This is a genomic window from Burkholderia sp. IO2, assembly GCF_029522185.1.
Lineage (GTDB): Bacteria > Pseudomonadota > Gammaproteobacteria > Burkholderiales > Burkholderiaceae > Burkholderia > Burkholderia cenocepacia.
Genome location: NZ_JAKWFH010000017.1, coordinates 87,191 through 102,612, shown reverse-complemented (window position 1 = coordinate 102,612; position 15,422 = coordinate 87,191). Strand labels below are relative to the sequence as shown.

The following is a 15,422-nucleotide window of genomic DNA, read 5'->3' as shown; positions in this document are numbered from 1 at the left end:
TCTCAGCGCGACGACGGACGCGAATCCGCGAGCGGCATCGCGACGCCGGCCGCCGCGGGCGTGCGGCGCCGGCGCAGCATGTCGCGCGTGATCCGCACGTGCTGCTCGGCGAACGCCTGCGTGGTCAGGTCGCGCTCGCGCAGGCACGCGGCGGCCGCCCGCGCGCAGTCGAGCGCCGCCACCGGATCGGCGACGAAGCGATCGGCGGCCTGACGCATCGCCTGCGCGTCGAACGCCGGCACGTAGGCGGCCGTATCGTGCGGGAAGTAGTCGCTCAGGCCGCCCACGTCGGACACGATCATCGGCTTGCCGACGGCTGCCGCCTCGAGCATCACCGTGATGCCGGACGCGTGGAAATTCGGCCGCAGCGGCACGACGATCACGTCGGCCCACGCGTACAGTTCATGCTGCTTCGCGAGCCCCGACGCGGGGCCGATCTTCACGTTCGGCGCGTGCCATTCGCGCGGCACGCGGCGGCGCGTCGCGAGCCGCACGTCGTAGCGCGCGTCGCCGCCGAACGCGGCGAGGAACGTGCGCCAGTCGCGGTCGCGGTCGTTACCGATCGCCGCGATCCGCAACGGCCGGTTCGGCGTCCATTGCTGCGGCTCGACCGGCGGGAAATCCTGCGTGTTCAGCCCGTAGTAGACGAACTCGGCGTCGCGTCCGAGATAGCGGCGGCACAGGTCGGCATTGTCGCGGGCGAGCGTGGTCAGCGCGTCGGCGCGCGCGATCAGCTTGCGGTACAGCCAGCGGCGCGGGCCGCCGAAGCTGCCCCACTTGTCGAACAGCCACACGCTCTGCGCGAGCAGCAGCGGGCCCTTGCCCTGCTCACCGGCGAGCTTCAGGATCAACGCGGCAGCCAGATGCTCCTGCTCGGTATGCGTCCAGATCACGTCGGTATCGAGCAACGCCGCGCGATTGCGCCACGCATGCACGACGTCGAAGCCGAGCGCCGCCTTCAGCGCGCGGCGCGCGACGCTCACGACGCGGTTTTCGGCGCCGTCCTGCGAATAGGTCAGCCGGAATTCGTCGGATTCGGCGTGGTGATAGCCGTACAGGCAGCCGATCTCGTCGCCTTTCCGGTAGGTACGCGGATCGGCGCCGTGGAACAGATGGACGTGGACTTTCGTTGCAGCCTTCGTGGTCATGCGAGCCCTCCGGAGGGGGCCGCGCGCGGTGCGCGCGGGCCGTTCAAAACGTTACCGGCGGCATCGCCGCACGGTGGGGGGCGAGATTCGTGCGGCGCGCATCGCGCGCGCCGCGGCGCACCGCGCGCCAGTGCGCGAGCACACGCTCGCGCCGGGCGCCAGGCAGCGACAGCAGCACGTGCGCGAAGCCGGGATAGACGCGCGTACCGACCAGCGTCCACCACCACCACGCGATCTCGCGCCGCAGCGGTGGCAGATGCTCGCGCAGGATCAGATGCAGGTTGTACGCGCCGTTGCTGATCGCGTTCAGCGACGCGGCATCGCGCCGGTCGTCGTCGAAGCGCTCGGCCGGGAAGTGATCGACCGCGATCGACGGGTCGTAGACGAGCTTCCAGCCTTCGCGCTGCACGTGCATGCTGAAGCCCATGTCGTTGTGCACCTGCGCGCCGGCGCCGCGCAGCCGCGTGTCGAAGCGCAGCCGTTCGATCGCCGCGCGCCGGTAGCTCATGTTGGCGCCCTTGAGCATGTCGACTTCGCGCGCGCCGCCGACGCCGAGGTGATGATTGCCGACGATCTTGCCGGACAGCGTGAGCTGGCCGACGAGCTCTCTCGATTCGTAGAGCACGCGGCCTTTCTCGTGCACCCAGTCGCGTCCGCCGACCGCGCCCACGCGCGGATCGGACAGGAACGCGGCTTCGATGCGCGCGAGCCAGTCGGGACGCGGCGCCGCATCGTCGTCGGTGATCGCGACGATGTCGCCGTTCGCCGAGTCGAGCCCCTTGTTCAGCGCGGCGACCTGCCCCGGCACGTCGACCGGCACGAGGCGCAGCGGCAGCGCGCCGCCGACCGCCGGATCGGCGAGCCGTTCGTGCGTGGCGTCGTCCTCCGGGCGCGCGACGACGATCACCTCGTCGGGCAGCCGCTGCTGCCGCTGCAGCGCCAGCAGGCAGCGCGCGAGGTCGGCGGGACGCCGATAGGTCGGAACGAGCACGGAAATTTTCATTCGAGGTTCTCCAGTCGGCCGGGCCGGCGCGCGTGGCGCCGGCCCGGTTTCGCGCGACCCGGTCACGCGCTCAGGTATTCGTGCACGGCCGCATAGCCGCGGCCGTAGCCGCGCGCCTTCGGCGGCACGCCATTGAAGATCCCGCCTTCCAGATCGACGCCCGCGGTGCGCAGGCGCTTGATCGCATCAGCGATCTCGCCTTCGGTATGCATGCCCGAGCGCAGCACGAGGAAGGTCGAGCCGGCCATGCGGCCGATGATGGTCGCGTCGGTCACCGCCAGCACCGGCGGCGAATCGATCAGCACGACGTCGTAGCGCTTGCCGAGCCCTTCGAGGTATTGCGGCAGGCGCGTCGACATCAGCAGCTCCGACGGGTTCGGCGGACGCGTGCCGGCCGAGATGAACGACAGGCCCTGCACCGGCGTCTCGCGCACGGCATCCTCGAGCGCCGATTGATCGCTCAGCAGCTCCGACAGGCCCGGCTGCACGGTGAGGCCGAAGTAGCGGTCGAGCATCCCGCGCCGCATGTCGGCGTCGATCAGCAGCACGCGCTTGCCCGAATGCGCGAGCAGCACCGCGAGGTTGACCGTCAGGAAGCTCTTGCCGATGCCCGGCGTCGGGCCGGTCAGCACGATCACGCGGTTCTTCGCGTCCATCATCGCGAACTGCATCGCGGTGCGCAGGCTGCGCATGCTCTCGACGCTCAGGTCCTTCGGCCGCAGGCTCGCGAGGATCGGCCGCGCACGGCTGCCGCCCTTCTCCGCCGCCGCGTCGAGCTTCACCTGCTCGGCGCTTTGCGGCACCAGCCCGTACAGCGGCAGGTTGAACGCGCGCTCGATGCGGTCCGGGTCCTCGATGCCCTGGAACAGGTTGCGACGCAGGAACACGACGCCGGTGCCAAGGATCAGCCCGAGGAACACGGCGGCCGACAGGATCAGCACCTTCTTCGGCTTGACCGGCGCGCCCGGACGCAGCGCCGAATCGATCAGGTGGATGTTGCCGCCCGTGCCGGCCTTCTGCACCGACAGTTCCTGCACGCGGTTCAGCAGCAGCACGTAGATGTCCTCGGCGACCTTCGCGTCGCGCTGGAGCTGGACGGCCTTCACTTCGGTCGCCGGCAGGCTGCGGAAGCGGTTGCTGAACTTGTCCTTTTCGCCCTGCAGCTCCGCGAGCTGCTGCTTCGCGGCGATCACCATCGGGTGCGAATCGGTGAAGCGCTGCGCGAGCGACGCGAGCTGCAGGCGTTGCGCGGCGATCTGCTGCTCGTACTGCACGCTGCCTTCGAGGTAGACCTTCGCCTCGTCGCTCGCGTTGATCGAGCCCGACGTGCGCTGGTATTGCGTGAGCGCGGCCTCCGCGCGTTCGAGATCGGCCTTCAGGCGCGGCTCCTCGCCCTTCAGGAAGTCGAGCATCTTGGTCGCTTCGGCCTGCTTCGCGACCACGTGCTGGTTCAGGTACGACTGCGCGAGCGCGTTCGCGATCGCGGCGGTCTGGTCCGGGTCCTTGCCTTCGAGCGAGATCTGCACGACGCCGGTCTGCTTGCCCTGCTCGCTCACCTGGATGCCGGCCTGGAACCCGCTGATCGCGTCGAGATCGTTGTAGCGAACCACCGTGAATTGCGTGCCGGGGCGCGCGACGAGCTTCTGCACGAGCAGCGTCACGCCGCCGCCCTGCGCCGATTCGCCGACGCGGCCCGCCAGCAGCCGCGTGCCGTTCTCGTCGACCAGCGAATAGGTGCCGTTCGGGCCGGCCGTCAGCGTCAGCTTCTTGCCTTCGAGCGCCGGCACGACGTTGATCGTGTCGATGTCGGCGACTTCGCCGCCCCACGCATACGATTTCAGGCCGAGCCACGGCCGCGACGGTTCGCCCGGCGTCGCGAGGCGCGCGGCGAGGCTGCCGATCACCGGCAGCGTCTTCGGCGCGACCGTGAAGTTCAGCTTGAACTGGTCGACGACCGGCGCGACGACGCCGCGGCTCTTGATGATCTCGATTTCCGCGTCGGTCGGCGCCTGCTGCGGGCCGCTGTTGATCGACGCGCCCGTCTGCGTCTGCGTGAGCGCCTGCGACGTATTGTCGTTGCCCTCGACCCGCACGTGCACGTCCGCCTGGTAGACCGGCTTCGCGATGAAGCAGTAGAGGCCGGCGAGCGCGACGACCGTCACCGCGATGCCGAGCAGCAGCCAGATGTCGTCCATGATGACCTGGAGCAACTGGCCGAGGACGACGTCCTCTTCCTCGGTCTTCGCGGTCAGGTCCGCGTAGGAGTGTTTCGCTTGCGTGTTCACCATTCGTTCCCGCTTGAGTGGTGCCGGGGGGCGGACGCCACCCCGGCGGGCTATCAGCGCGTGATTTGCCGCATGTAGAAGATCGTCTGGATCGTCGGCAGCACCTGCTGCAGCACGCGGTTGAACTGCACCGAGCTGGCCGTGCTGACGTAGACGACGTCGAGCGGTTGAAGCGGGAAGCGACTCGACAGCATCAGCGCGTCGGGCTGCGTCATGTCGAGACGGAACACTTCAGGCTTCGTCGGGTTGTCGCGCATCCCGCGCATCACGTAGATCTTGCGCGGGTTCGCATCGGTGTCGAGAATCCCGCCGCCCGCGGTCAGCGCATCGGCGATGGTCAGCCGGCCCTTGAGCATCGGCACCGTGACCGGCGTCTTGACCTCGCCCATGATGAACACGCGGCTGTCGCTGCGGTCCGGCACGTTGACGATGTCGCCCGGCTGCAGCATCACGTTCTGCTTCACTTCGCCGCGATCGAGCACGCCGTTCGCGTCGAGCGTGTACAGCTTGCCGTCGCGCGTCAGGCGCACGCGCTGCAGGTCGGCCTCGGCGGTCGAGCCGCCCGAGCGCGAGATCGCGTCGACGAGCGTGAGCGGCACGTCGCTCACCGCGAGCGGGCCCGGCTGCTTGACCTCGCCCGTCACCTGCACCTTCTGGCTGCGGAACGACAGCACGCGCACGTCGAGCTGCGGATTCTTCACATAGCGCGCGAGGCTGGACGCCATCTCGTCGCGGATCTGCGCGACCGTCTTGCCCGCCACGCGGATGCGGCCGACGAACGGGAAGAAGATCGTGCCGTCGGCGGCGACCGTCTGGCCGTACGGATCGGCCTGGCCCGGCAGCGCGGTCGTATACGGCTGCTGCAGCGCGCCCGCGACCGATTGCGTCGTGTTGCCGCCGCTCGAGAACGACTGGCCCTGCGGCGTCGTCAGCTCCGGGTGATCCCACACGGTGACGCCGAGGATGTCCTGCGGGCCGACGCGATACGTGTACTGCGACGGATCGGTGTAACGTCCCGGCGGCAGCGGGTGATCGACCTGCGCTTTCTGCAGCTGGTCCATCACCACTTTGGCATCGATGTAATGAACCGGATAGGTTTCGGCCGCTTCCTGCCGGCCTTCGTCCTTCAGGTTCGACGAGTCGAGGTAGTTGCCGGGCGCGGTTGCACAGGCTGACAGGAAAGTCGTCAGCGCGACGGCAAGCGCCACCGGGCGCATCGGGCGTTTCAGCATAGTTTCTGTAGCCATCCTTGAACCAGACGTTCGATCAGTGAGTAGCTCTCGCGGTAGTCGGCCTCGGGGCCGCCGTGCGGGTCCGCAATCTCGGCCCCTTCCCACTTGCCGAGCAGGTGAACCTTGCCGCGCGCGAACGGATCGACCGCTTCGACGGCCGCGATCTGTCGGCGCTCGCTGACGAGAATCAGGTCGGCGTCGCGCACGATCCGGCGCGACAGCCGCCGCGAGCGGTGGGTCGTCGCATCGACGCCGCGCTCGGCCAGCAGTTGCCGCATCACCGGATCGATGCCGTCGCCGTCGTTCGCGTGCACGCCGGCCGAGTGGAACGTCGGACGCGGGCCGCCGCGCGACGCGGCGTGCGACTTGAACAGCATTTCCGCCGCCGGGCTGCGGCAGACGTTCGCGTGGCAGACGATCAGGATGTTCCGGAACATGGCGTCTCGTAACGAGTGACGGAAAGCGGGTTACGCGCTGGCGCGCGCAGCGCCCGGCACGCGGGCGGCGACTGCCTGGCGCGAGCCCGGCCGCCCGATCGGGTGATACTCGATGCCCTGCTCGCTCATCGTCTCCGGCTCGTACAGGTTGCGGCCGTCGAAGATCACCGGCGTCTTCCACAGGCGGCCGAGCGCGACGAAGTCGGGGCTCTTGAACGCCTTCCATTCGGTGACGATCACGAGCGCGTCGGCGTCGCGCGCGGCCTGCGCCTCGTCGTCGACGAAGGTGAGGCGTTCGAGCCAGCTCGGGTGATCGGCCAGATCGAGCGCGATCACGCGGCGCGCTTCCTGCTGCGCGACCGGGTCGTACGCGGCGACGCGCGCGCCGCGCGACAGCAGCTCGGCGATCAGCTCGCGGCTCGGCGCCTCGCGCATGTCGTCGGTGTTCGGCTTGAACGCGAGGCCCCACAGCGCGAACGTGCGGCCGCTCAGGTCCTCGCCGAAGCGCGCGACGATCTTGTCGGCGAGCACGCGCTTTTGCGTCGCGTTGACCGACGACACGGCCTTGAGGATCTGCAGCGACTGGCCGTGCTCGTCGGCCGTGCGGATCAGCGCCTCGACGTCCTTCGGGAAGCACGAGCCGCCGTAGCCGCAGCCGGCGTACAGGAAGTGGTAGCCGATGCGCGGATCGGAGCCGATCCCGCGGCGCACGGCCTCGATGTCCGCGCCGAAACGGTCGGCGAGGTTCGCCAGCTCGTTCATGAACGAGATGCGCGTCGCGAGCATCGCGTTCGCCGCGTACTTCGTGAACTCGGCCGAGCGCACGTCCATGTACAGCGTGCGCTCGTGATTGCGGTTGAACGGCGCGTAGAGCTTCTTCATCAGCTCGCGGGCGCGCTCGCCCGGCACGTCGTCGTCGCAGCCGATCACGATGCGGTCCGGCCGCGTGAAATCGTCGACGGCCGCGCCTTCCTTCAGGAATTCCGGATTCGACACGACCGAGAACATCTGGTCGCCGCCGCGCTTCGCGAGCTCCTCGGCGACCGCCGCGCGCACGCGCTCGGCCGTGCCGACCGGCACCGTCGACTTGTCGACGATCACCTTGAAGCCGGTCATGTAGCGGCCGATGTTGCGCGCCGCCGCGAGCACGTACTGCAGGTCGGCCGAACCGTCCTCGTCGGGCGGCGTGCCGACCGCGATGAACTGCACGTCGCCGTGCGCGACCGCGGCCTCGATGTCGGTCGAGAAGCGCAGGCGGCCCGCCGAACGGTTGCGCGCGATCACTTCCTTCAGGCCCGGCTCGTGGATCGGCACGCCGCCGTCGTTCAGGATGTCGATCTTCGCCTGGTCGACGTCGAGACAGAACACGTCGTGCCCGATGTCGGCGAGACAGGCGCCGGTGACAAGCCCTACGTAACCGCTGCCGATGATAGTCAGATTCATGATGTGTCGGACCCCTTGACCAATGATTCGAAATTCGTAAAACCGGAATGCCTGCGTGACGCAGCGCGTCGGTGTCAGTACGCGTTGCTGCCGGTGAACCCTTTCCACAGCGTCAGCACGACGATCTTGATGTCGAGCCAGAACGACCAGTTCTGCATGTAGTACAGGTCGAGCTTCACGCGGCCCATCATCTTCTCGATCTGGTCGGTTTCGCCGCGAAAGCCGTTGATCTGCGCCCACCCGGTGATGCCGGGCTTGATCCGGTAGCGGAACATGTAGCCCTTGACCAGATCCTTGTAGATGTCGTCGTGCGCGAGCGCATGCGGGCGCGGCCCCACCACCGACATCTCGCCCTTCAGCACGTTGATGAACTGCGGCAGCTCGTCGAGGCTCGTGCGGCGCAGGAACCGGCCGACCGGCGTCACGCGCGAGTCGTTCTTGGTTGCCTGCGTGACCTGCCCGGCCACTTCCTGATGCACCTTCATCGAGCGAAACTTGTAGATCTCGAACTCGTGCCCGTCGATGCCCTTGCGCTTCTGCCGAAAGAACACCGGCCCGCGCGAGGTCAGCTTGATCAGCGCCGCGATCAGCACCATCACCGGCGCGAGCGCCGTGAGCGCCGCCAGCGCGAACAGCCGGTCGAACACGAACTTCGGCAGGATCCGCACGTCGGTGATCGGCGACGCCGCGAGGTTGATCGCCGGCACGCCGAGCACCTCGACCACTTCCTGGTTGAAGAACGACAGCGTGCGCACGTCCGGAATGAAGCGGATGTTCACGAAGTCGTGGCGAAACACCGTCACGATCTGGTGAATCCGGCGCTCCTCCGTGATCGGCAGCGTGAGCCACAGCTCGCTGATCGCGCGGCTGCGCACCAGCCACACCAGCGATTCGAACTGCCGCTCGATGCGCACGTCGTCGAGCGCGACTTCGCCCGGCGCCTCGCTTTCGTCGTACACGCACACCGGGTTGAAGCCGGCCTCCGGCCGCGCCCGCATCTGCGCGATCAGCCGCCGCGCCGCCGGCGTGCCGCCGACGATCGCGACCGCCTTCAGGTTGTAGCCGCCGCGGCGCAACTGCCGCAGCACGACGTGCACGCAGGCCTTCGAGCCGGCGAGCAGCGCCATCGTCACCAGCGCCCAGTAACCCAGCCACAGCCGCGACAGGTCGCCCGACTGGTGAAAGCTGAAGCTCATCAGGATGCCCGCGAGCTCGACCGCGAGCCACGCGAACGCGACGCGCCCCATCAGCCCGACGAGACGCTTACCGCGCCACGACTGGTAGATGCCGACGGCCGGAAAGAACACGACGACCAGCAGGCAGTCGAACAGCACCGTCGTGCGCTGCAGGTCGCTGAGCCCGATGCTGCCGTCGTGCAGCGCGGCCGCGATCAGCGCGCCCGTCACGACCATCGCGATATCGATGACTCTCGCCAGCACGCTCAACATGTCCGTTTCCTCTTCCTTGAACAGGCGTTTGCCGAACAGCTCCTCGTGCGACCCGTGCCGCACCTTCGATTCAAACGTTGCATGATGCTATTGAAGCGACAAGAAAATTCCCCCTCAAGCGCACAAGTATTTCGAAAAATAATCGGAAATTCTTGCCGCGATCTTTTTTAATTAAATCGGCAGGTTTTCCCGAATCGGGCGGAAACGGGGATTTTTTCAGACTCGTTACGCTTGCCGTGCACCCTTTGCGGGCGGGCACATCCGGCCGGCGACCGGAATTATTTTTTATTTTTTTATTTCCAGCCGATGCCATCGAGGAAAATTCTTCCGGATGAATGCGTGGCGGATATTCGGCATTGGGTCCGGTTTTATTGTCGATTTACTTCATGCTACAACGACAGGCACTGACTTCAACCGTGGAGAGTGTCATCATGAATGCTCCGGCAGTGGCCGCCGAAACGCGCCATTCTTCTTCCGCCGCAACCGCCGTCGGCACGCCCGGCGCCGGTATGCCCGCAGCCGGTATGCGTCTCGCCGTGCAGCCCGTGATTCTTGCCGGCGGTTCCGGCACGCGCCTGTGGCCGATGTCGCGCGAGCGTTTCCCGAAACAGCTGATCGGCCTGCTCGGCGATCATTCGCTGCTGCAGTCGACCGCGCTGCGCCTCGACGGCCTGACGGCCGATCACCCGCTGAACGACGACGTGCTGATCGTATGCGGCGAGGATCATCGCTTCACGACCGCCGAACAGCTGCGCCTGACGGCCAAGCGCGCGACCATCATGCTCGAGCCGCTCGGCCGCGACACCGCGCCCGCGCTGACGCTCGCCGCGCTGCGGCTCGTCGCCGACGGCAACGATGCGGTGATGACCGTGATGCCGGCCGACCATGCGGTCGCCGACCTGCCGCGCTTTCACGCGGCCGTCGCGGCCGGCGTGCACTGCGCCGCGCAAGGCAAGATTGCGACCATGGGCATCGTGCCCAAGCACGCGGAGACCGGCTACGGCTACATCCGCGTCGGCGCGCCGCTCGGCGACGCCGGGACCGGCACCCTCGACGTGCGCCGCCTCGACCGTTTCGTCGAGAAGCCGCACCTCGAACTCGCGCAGCAGTACGTCGCGTCGGGCGAATACTGGTGGAACAGCGGCATCTTCATCGTGCGCGCGTCGGTCTGGCTGAAGGCGATCCGGCAGCTGGAACCCGCGATCTACGCAGCCTGCGAACAGGCCGTCGCCCAGGGCCGGGACGATGGCGATTTCTTCCGCGTCGATCGCGAGGCGTTCGCCGCGTCGCCGTCGAACTCGATCGACTATGCGGTGATGGAGCCGCTCGCGAGCCAGCCGCAACTGTGCGAGAGCGTGGTCGTGCCGCTCGACGCGGGCTGGTCGGACGTCGGTTCGTGGGACGCGATCTGGCAGATCTCGGCGAAGGACGAGACCGGCAACGTCGGCCGCGGCCACGTGCTGTTCGAAGGCGCCGAATCGACGTTCGCGCATTCGGAAAGCCGCCTCGTCGCGTGCGTCGGCACGCAGAACCTGGTCGTCGTCGAAACGCCCGACGCCGTGCTCGTCGCGGACAAATCGCGCGTGCAGGACGTGAAGAAGATCGTCGGGCACATCAAGGCGCGACAAGGCACCGAAGCGACCGATCACCGCAAGGTCCATCGTCCGTGGGGCCACTACGACTCGGTCGACACGGGCGAGCGGTTCCAGGTGAAACGCATCGTCGTGAAGCCGGGCGCGCAACTGTCGCTGCAGATGCACCACCACCGCGCCGAGCACTGGATCGTCGTGCGCGGCACCGCTCGCATCACGCGCGGCGACGAAACGTTCCTGCTGTCCGAAAACGAATCGACGTACATTCCGCTCGGCGTATCGCACCGCCTGGAGAACCCGGGCAAGATGCCGCTCGAACTGATCGAAGTGCAGTCGGGTGCGTATCTCGGCGAGGACGACATCGTCCGCTTCGACGATACCTACGGCCGGCAGTAACGCGCCATGCACCCCGGGCGCCGCTTCGACGGCGGCGCCCGGGCAATACGGACATGATGGAAAAACCGGACGGGCGCGCGGCGCGGGCATCGTGGCACACGACGGCCCGCGCGTCGCGCGGGGACGACGATCAACCGACGCGATACGCGTATTCGCGACGCTCCGACTGCACGGGATCGTTGCGGCTTTCCGACAACGCACCCGCGCGACGCTCGGCGATGAAGCGCTTGATGTCCGATTCCGCACGCGCCAGCGCCGACAAACCGGCCAGCACTTCGCCTTGCGGCTCGCGCGCCGGCGCGTCGCTCGCACCGTGGCGATCGATCCACTGGCGCGCCCAGTCGAGCGCATACTGCTCGGCTTCCTCGGCATCGGTGAAGCGCGGGCCGATCAGGCCCGAGCGTTCGACGCGCCGGTCGTCCTGCGAGATCTCGGCCCACGCGCGATACATCAGGTTCTGCACGGGCTGCGCGGTGCCGCTGATCGTATAGCCGCGATACTCGTCGATCTGCGGCTCGGCCGACGAGAAGCTCGCGGACGACGCCCGCGCATGGCGCAGCTCCGTGGCCGGCGCGCCGGGCACCGAGAACGACACGTCGGCGCGGCCGTCCACCTGGTCGGCCGACATCGTGCTCAACGACGCACCCTCGCCCTCCCAAACGTTTGCCTGCGCAACCGGCAATTGCCACGACTCGGGGTTTTGCCAGAACACGCCACGCAGACGATCGTTGTCGGGCACGGGCTCCGCGCGGCGAGCCGGCACGACGGCCTCCGGCGGCGGCGGAATATACGCGAACGTGCGCCCGCTGAACTGGGTCAGCACGTCGATCATCTGCAGCAGCGTGCCGTTCGCGAGCCACTCCTCGTAGCGACGACGGCACGTCGGCCCGGACGGATAGCGACCGGGCAGCTTGGACCAGGCTTCCCCGGTCGTCAGGATCCACAGCACCGCGTTGGCGACGACACGCGGTTCGGCGCGTGGACGCCCGCGACGGTTCAGCCGGATGGGTTCATCGGCGATCAGCGCTGAAAGGCGAAACCACTCTTCATCGTTAAGCTCATCGAAGAACATAGTCGATCTCTCCACGCAGCCAGGCCGGGGCTGCGATTGGCGGCGCCGTCGCGACACATCGCGTCGCGGGGCGGCCAGGTTGCACATTATGGTTATCCGGCGTTGTGCATACCGGGCGACACCGCACTTTCACGGTGCCGCGATTCCCGGCAATGGCGCACAAATCGCGGTCTCACTCCAATGTGGGAATTTTTGTGCACGAAGCATACCATCCCTAGGGTTTATCTCAATATGACAATGACTTAATGTTACGCACTGAAACAACCTGCCATGGGCGGGCAATCCATTTACGCTTGAATTTTTTTGCGAGATCTTTATGCCGATGGCTGCAAAGGCCCGTCCGGCGGGGCTCCGCAGCGTCTGAAGAATGCGCTGAAACAGGCGGTTTCGGGCTGCTCCGACCCCTGCCGGCAACACCGCCCGGAATAGCCTCCGAAAATCGGTAAATCAGGGGAAAATTCGTAACAAGATATTCATGAATCGGTAAATCATTCAAATTGCGCTGAATCAAATTATCTTCATGCACAATCTCTTTATTGTTTCTCTGCGAGTGATGAAAACACGCTGACGCCGCGCGCCCAATGTGTCCCCGCATGCAAATCCGTCACGCTTGTTACATTTTCGCGGCGAGCGCCGCACGGCCGCGCCGGACGGCGCGGGGCGCGGGTTTCTTCGGGTCGGAACGGAAAAGCGCAAGCCCGCGTGCGTGGCACGCAGCGCGGGGAGGCCGTGGCGCTAGCGCAGATCGCCGGCCAGCGACGCGGTCACGTCCGCGTCCACCCGCTGCGGCGGCATCGTGTAGGCCGGGTGATCGCAGCCGATCGACAGCGCCGCGCCGCCCTTGAGCGCCGCGCGCATCGGCGCATCGAACTCGAAGCGCACGAAGTGCACGGCCGACGTCTTCTCCGCGTTGTCGCGCTCGAGATCCTCGTCGGCGATCGCGTAGACGCTCGCGTGCCCGTCGACCCGCAGGTACACGCGATCCTCCACGCCGATCAGCCGCGCGAGCGCCGCGCGCCGTTCGATTTCATGCTCGTACTCGATCTGCATCGTCGCCTTCAGGTTGGTGCCGTCGGGCACCAGCGGCAGATACGCGTCGAGCTCCCCTTCGATGCCGGCCTCGTCGAAGATCTTCTCGATGTGCAGCATCTCCTGGATCTGATAGCGGATCGTCGTCTCGTCCTCGAACAGGAAACGCAGGTGGTTGCCGAGCGCCACCGCGCGGCGGCGCTTGTACGCGACGAGCCGCGCGTGTTCGGCCTTGCGGATCTTCGCGTACGCTTCGAGCGTCAGCAGGGAGTCGCGGGTCAGCGTCATGGATGTCCTCGTGGATGGCCGGCAGCGGCTCAGATGCCGTACGCGCGGCGCAGCAGCGTCAACGGATGCGCGAGCGGCGCGTGCGGCAGCCCCTTTTCGTCGATGCCCTGCACGATGTGATGGCCGGCGAGCGCGCAGTCTGACGACACGACGTCCGGATGCGGCTCGGCCATCGCCTTGAACACCGGCGCGCCGATCCGCATCGCCTCCGCATGAAATGCCTTCTTCACGCCGAACGTGCCCGCGTGGCCCGAGCAACGCTCGACCACGTTCACGCGCGTATCGGGCACGAGCGACAGCGCATCGGCCGTCTTGCGGCCGATGTTCTGCACGCGCGCATGGCACGGCACGTGATAAGACACGGTGCCGAGGCCGGTCTTGAAATCGGTCTTCAGCAGCCCGTCGCGATGCCGCGCGATCACGTATTCGAACGGGTCCCAGAACGCGTCGGCCACCGCGCGCACGGCTGCGTCATCAGGGAACATCAGCGGCAGCTCGCTCTTGTACATCAGCACGCAGCTCGGAATCGCGCCGATCAGCGCATAGCCGTCGCGCGCGTAGCGTTCGAGCACCGGGATGTTGACGGCCTGCTTCGCGGCGACGCCGTCGAGATTGCCCTGCTCGAGCAGCGGCATCCCGCAGCACGCTTCGCGCGCGACGAGTTCGTACGGGATCTCGTTGTGCGCGAGGATCGCGAGCAGGTCGTGGCCGATTCCCGGCTCGTTGAAGTTCACGTAGCAGGTCGCATAGATCGCGACCTTGCCGGGCGTGCGTTCGCCGTCGCGCACGGGCGGGTTGTCCGAACGTCTGGCGGCGCGCCGGAACTTGCGCGGCGCGAATTCCGGCAGCCACGCATGACGATCGACGCCGAGCGCCGCTTCGAGCGCGTGGCGCGCGGGCGGCGTGCGGTTCACCGCGTTGACCGCCTGCGTGACGACCGGAATGCCCGCGAAATGGCCGAGCGCATCGGTATTCGACAGCACCTTGTCGCGCAACGTCGCTTCGCCGCGTTTGTAACGCGCGGCCTTGCCGCGCAGCATCAGGTGCGGGAAATCGACGTTCCATGCGTGCGGCGGCACGTACGGGCATTTCGTCATGTAGCAGAGGTCGCACAGATAGCACTGGTCGACGACCTTGCCGAACGCGGCCTTCGGCACTTCCTCGATGTCGCCCGTCGGCGTGTCGTCGACCAGGTCGAACAGCGCCGGAAACGCGCCGCACAGCGACACGCAGCGCCGGCAGCCGGCGCAGATGTCGAATACACGCGTCATTTCCGCATCGATCGCGGCCTGGTCGTAGAACGCTTCGGACTGCCAGTCGAGCGGATGCCGGGTCGGCGCTTCGAGACTGCCTTCCTTGTGGGGCATGGGACGCTCCCGCGTGGCGCGCATGTGCGCAAGCGCACCGCCCGCGCGCTGCGGGCGGCGACGGAACGAACGGCCGGCTGCGGGCCGGTCGCACGGCGATGCCGTGCGGCCCGCGGCGGCTCGTCAGTCGACGAGACTGTCCAGCGCCTTCGTGTAGCGGTTCGCGTGGCTGCGTTCGGCTTTCGCGAGCGTCTCGAACCAGTTCGCGATTTCGTCGAAACCTTCGTCGCGCGCGGTCTTCGCCATGCCCGGATACATGTCGGTGTATTCGTGCGTTTCGCCGGCGATCGCCGATTCGAGATTCAGGCGCGACGAACCGAACGGCAAGCCCGTGGCCGGATCGCCGACGGCTTCCAGGTATTCGAGATGGCCGTGCGCATGGCCGGTTTCGCCTTCGGCGGTCGAGCGGAACAGCGCGGCGACGTCGTTCTGCCCCTCGACGTCGGCCTTCGAAGCGAAATACAGATAGCGTCGATTCGCCTGCGATTCGCCCGCGAATGCGGCCTTCAGGTTCTCTTCGGTTTTGCTGCCCTTGAGTTGAGCCATTTGCGCCTCCGTTCGAGTCGGCGCGGCCGCGTGCGGCGCCGGGCCGATCAGATATGTGGGGAACGATGCGTGCGCCGGGCGCGCATCGTGCTCTTCAATCTAGGCGCTCGCGTTCGCATCACCCAATAGGCTTTTT

Annotated in this window: 12 protein-coding genes; 1 reads left to right on the top strand and 11 read right to left on the bottom strand. The window is 67.2% G+C overall.

Translation table 11 applies throughout. The features are described 5' to 3' along the window. Positions 1-2: 2 nt before the first annotated feature. The 7 genes from MMB92_RS13490 to MMB92_RS13460 all read right to left on the bottom strand — a co-directional run bounded on the left by MMB92_RS13490 (position 3) and on the right by MMB92_RS13460 (position 8,996). Positions 3-1,148, bottom strand: a complete 1,146-nt coding sequence (locus MMB92_RS13490) for a glycosyltransferase family 4 protein (RefSeq protein ID WP_059722565.1) — start codon at positions 1,146-1,148, stop codon at positions 3-5. A 43-nt stretch (positions 1,149-1,191) separates the two neighbouring features. After that, positions 1,192-2,151 carry a glycosyltransferase family 2 protein gene (locus MMB92_RS13485; protein WP_277562726.1) on the bottom strand — a complete coding sequence of 320 codons (960 nt, stop codon included), beginning with the start codon at positions 2,149-2,151 and terminating at the stop codon, positions 1,192-1,194. A 62-nt stretch (positions 2,152-2,213) separates the two neighbouring features. Further along, positions 2,214-4,439 (bottom strand): polysaccharide biosynthesis tyrosine autokinase, encoded by a 2,226-nt coding sequence (locus MMB92_RS13480; protein WP_006497287.1) that lies wholly within the window; start codon positions 4,437-4,439, stop codon positions 2,214-2,216. Positions 4,440-4,489: 50 nt separating this feature from the next. Continuing rightward, entirely contained in the window at positions 4,490-5,668 is a 1,179-nt protein-coding gene (locus MMB92_RS13475) for a polysaccharide biosynthesis/export family protein (protein WP_006482941.1), read from the bottom strand. Beyond that, positions 5,662-6,105 (bottom strand): low molecular weight protein-tyrosine-phosphatase, encoded by a 444-nt coding sequence (locus MMB92_RS13470; protein ID WP_006482944.1) that lies wholly within the window; start codon positions 6,103-6,105, stop codon positions 5,662-5,664. The genes MMB92_RS13475 and MMB92_RS13470 overlap by 7 nt, the downstream gene beginning before the upstream one ends. Before the next feature lie 30 nt (positions 6,106-6,135). After that, positions 6,136-7,548: a UDP-glucose/GDP-mannose dehydrogenase family protein gene (locus MMB92_RS13465; protein WP_006497289.1), complete on the bottom strand. Its 1,413-nt coding sequence runs from the start codon at positions 7,546-7,548 to the stop codon at positions 6,136-6,138. A 74-nt stretch (positions 7,549-7,622) separates the two neighbouring features. Continuing rightward, positions 7,623-8,996, bottom strand: coding sequence for an undecaprenyl-phosphate glucose phosphotransferase (locus tag MMB92_RS13460; RefSeq protein ID WP_034203384.1), 1,374 nt, complete (start codon positions 8,994-8,996; stop codon positions 7,623-7,625). Between the two features lie 431 nt (positions 8,997-9,427). On the opposite strand from MMB92_RS13460, the gene MMB92_RS13455 reads away from it, so the two are divergent. After that, the gene (locus MMB92_RS13455; protein ID WP_059722562.1) at positions 9,428-10,984 is read left to right on the top strand and encodes a mannose-1-phosphate guanylyltransferase/mannose-6-phosphate isomerase; all 1,557 of its coding nucleotides are present in this window, start codon (positions 9,428-9,430) and stop codon (positions 10,982-10,984) included. 130 nt (positions 10,985-11,114) lie between these two features. Here the strand turns inward: MMB92_RS13455 and MMB92_RS13450 are convergent, their stop codons facing one another. The 4 genes from MMB92_RS13450 to MMB92_RS13435 form a co-directional block, all read right to left on the bottom strand. Continuing rightward, positions 11,115-12,056: a DUF6566 family protein gene (locus MMB92_RS13450; protein ID WP_006482942.1), complete on the bottom strand. Its 942-nt coding sequence runs from the start codon at positions 12,054-12,056 to the stop codon at positions 11,115-11,117. A gap of 735 nt (positions 12,057-12,791) precedes the next feature. Beyond that, positions 12,792-13,373 carry a DUF3501 family protein gene (locus tag MMB92_RS13445; RefSeq protein WP_006482947.1) on the bottom strand — a complete coding sequence of 194 codons (582 nt, stop codon included), beginning with the start codon at positions 13,371-13,373 and terminating at the stop codon, positions 12,792-12,794. A gap of 29 nt (positions 13,374-13,402) precedes the next feature. Continuing rightward, a complete protein-coding gene (locus MMB92_RS13440) occupies positions 13,403-14,740 on the bottom strand; it encodes a heterodisulfide reductase-related iron-sulfur binding cluster (RefSeq protein WP_277562725.1) in 1,338 nt (445 codons plus the stop codon). 123 nt (positions 14,741-14,863) lie between these two features. Beyond that, on the bottom strand, positions 14,864-15,286 hold the full coding sequence (locus MMB92_RS13435; protein ID WP_006497294.1) for a rubrerythrin family protein: 423 nt from the start codon (positions 15,284-15,286) through the stop codon (positions 14,864-14,866). Positions 15,287-15,422: the final 136 nt, after the last annotated feature.

What these genes read in the sequence shown, in the direction of transcription:
- MMB92_RS13490 (WP_059722565.1), bottom strand. Translation starts at nt 1,148, where the DNA reads ATGACCACGAAGGCTGCAACGAAAGTCCACGTCCATCTGTTCCACGGC.
- MMB92_RS13485 (WP_277562726.1), bottom strand. Translation starts at nt 2,151, where the DNA reads ATGAAAATTTCCGTGCTCGTTCCGACCTATCGGCGTCCCGCCGACCTC.
- MMB92_RS13480 (WP_006497287.1), bottom strand. Translation starts at nt 4,439, where the DNA reads ATGGTGAACACGCAAGCGAAACACTCCTACGCGGACCTGACCGCGAAG.
- MMB92_RS13475 (WP_006482941.1), bottom strand. Translation starts at nt 5,668, where the DNA reads ATGCTGAAACGCCCGATGCGCCCGGTGGCGCTTGCCGTCGCGCTGACG.
- MMB92_RS13470 (WP_006482944.1), bottom strand. Translation starts at nt 6,105, where the DNA reads ATGTTCCGGAACATCCTGATCGTCTGCCACGCGAACGTCTGCCGCAGC.
- MMB92_RS13465 (WP_006497289.1), bottom strand. Translation starts at nt 7,548, where the DNA reads ATGAATCTGACTATCATCGGCAGCGGTTACGTAGGGCTTGTCACCGGC.
- MMB92_RS13460 (WP_034203384.1), bottom strand. Translation starts at nt 8,996, where the DNA reads ATGTTGAGCGTGCTGGCGAGAGTCATCGATATCGCGATGGTCGTGACG.
- MMB92_RS13455 (WP_059722562.1), top strand. Translation starts at nt 9,428, where the DNA reads ATGAATGCTCCGGCAGTGGCCGCCGAAACGCGCCATTCTTCTTCCGCC.
- MMB92_RS13450 (WP_006482942.1), bottom strand. Translation starts at nt 12,056, where the DNA reads ATGTTCTTCGATGAGCTTAACGATGAAGAGTGGTTTCGCCTTTCAGCG.
- MMB92_RS13445 (WP_006482947.1), bottom strand. Translation starts at nt 13,373, where the DNA reads ATGACGCTGACCCGCGACTCCCTGCTGACGCTCGAAGCGTACGCGAAG.
- MMB92_RS13440 (WP_277562725.1), bottom strand. Translation starts at nt 14,740, where the DNA reads ATGCCCCACAAGGAAGGCAGTCTCGAAGCGCCGACCCGGCATCCGCTC.
- MMB92_RS13435 (WP_006497294.1), bottom strand. Translation starts at nt 15,286, where the DNA reads ATGGCTCAACTCAAGGGCAGCAAAACCGAAGAGAACCTGAAGGCCGCA.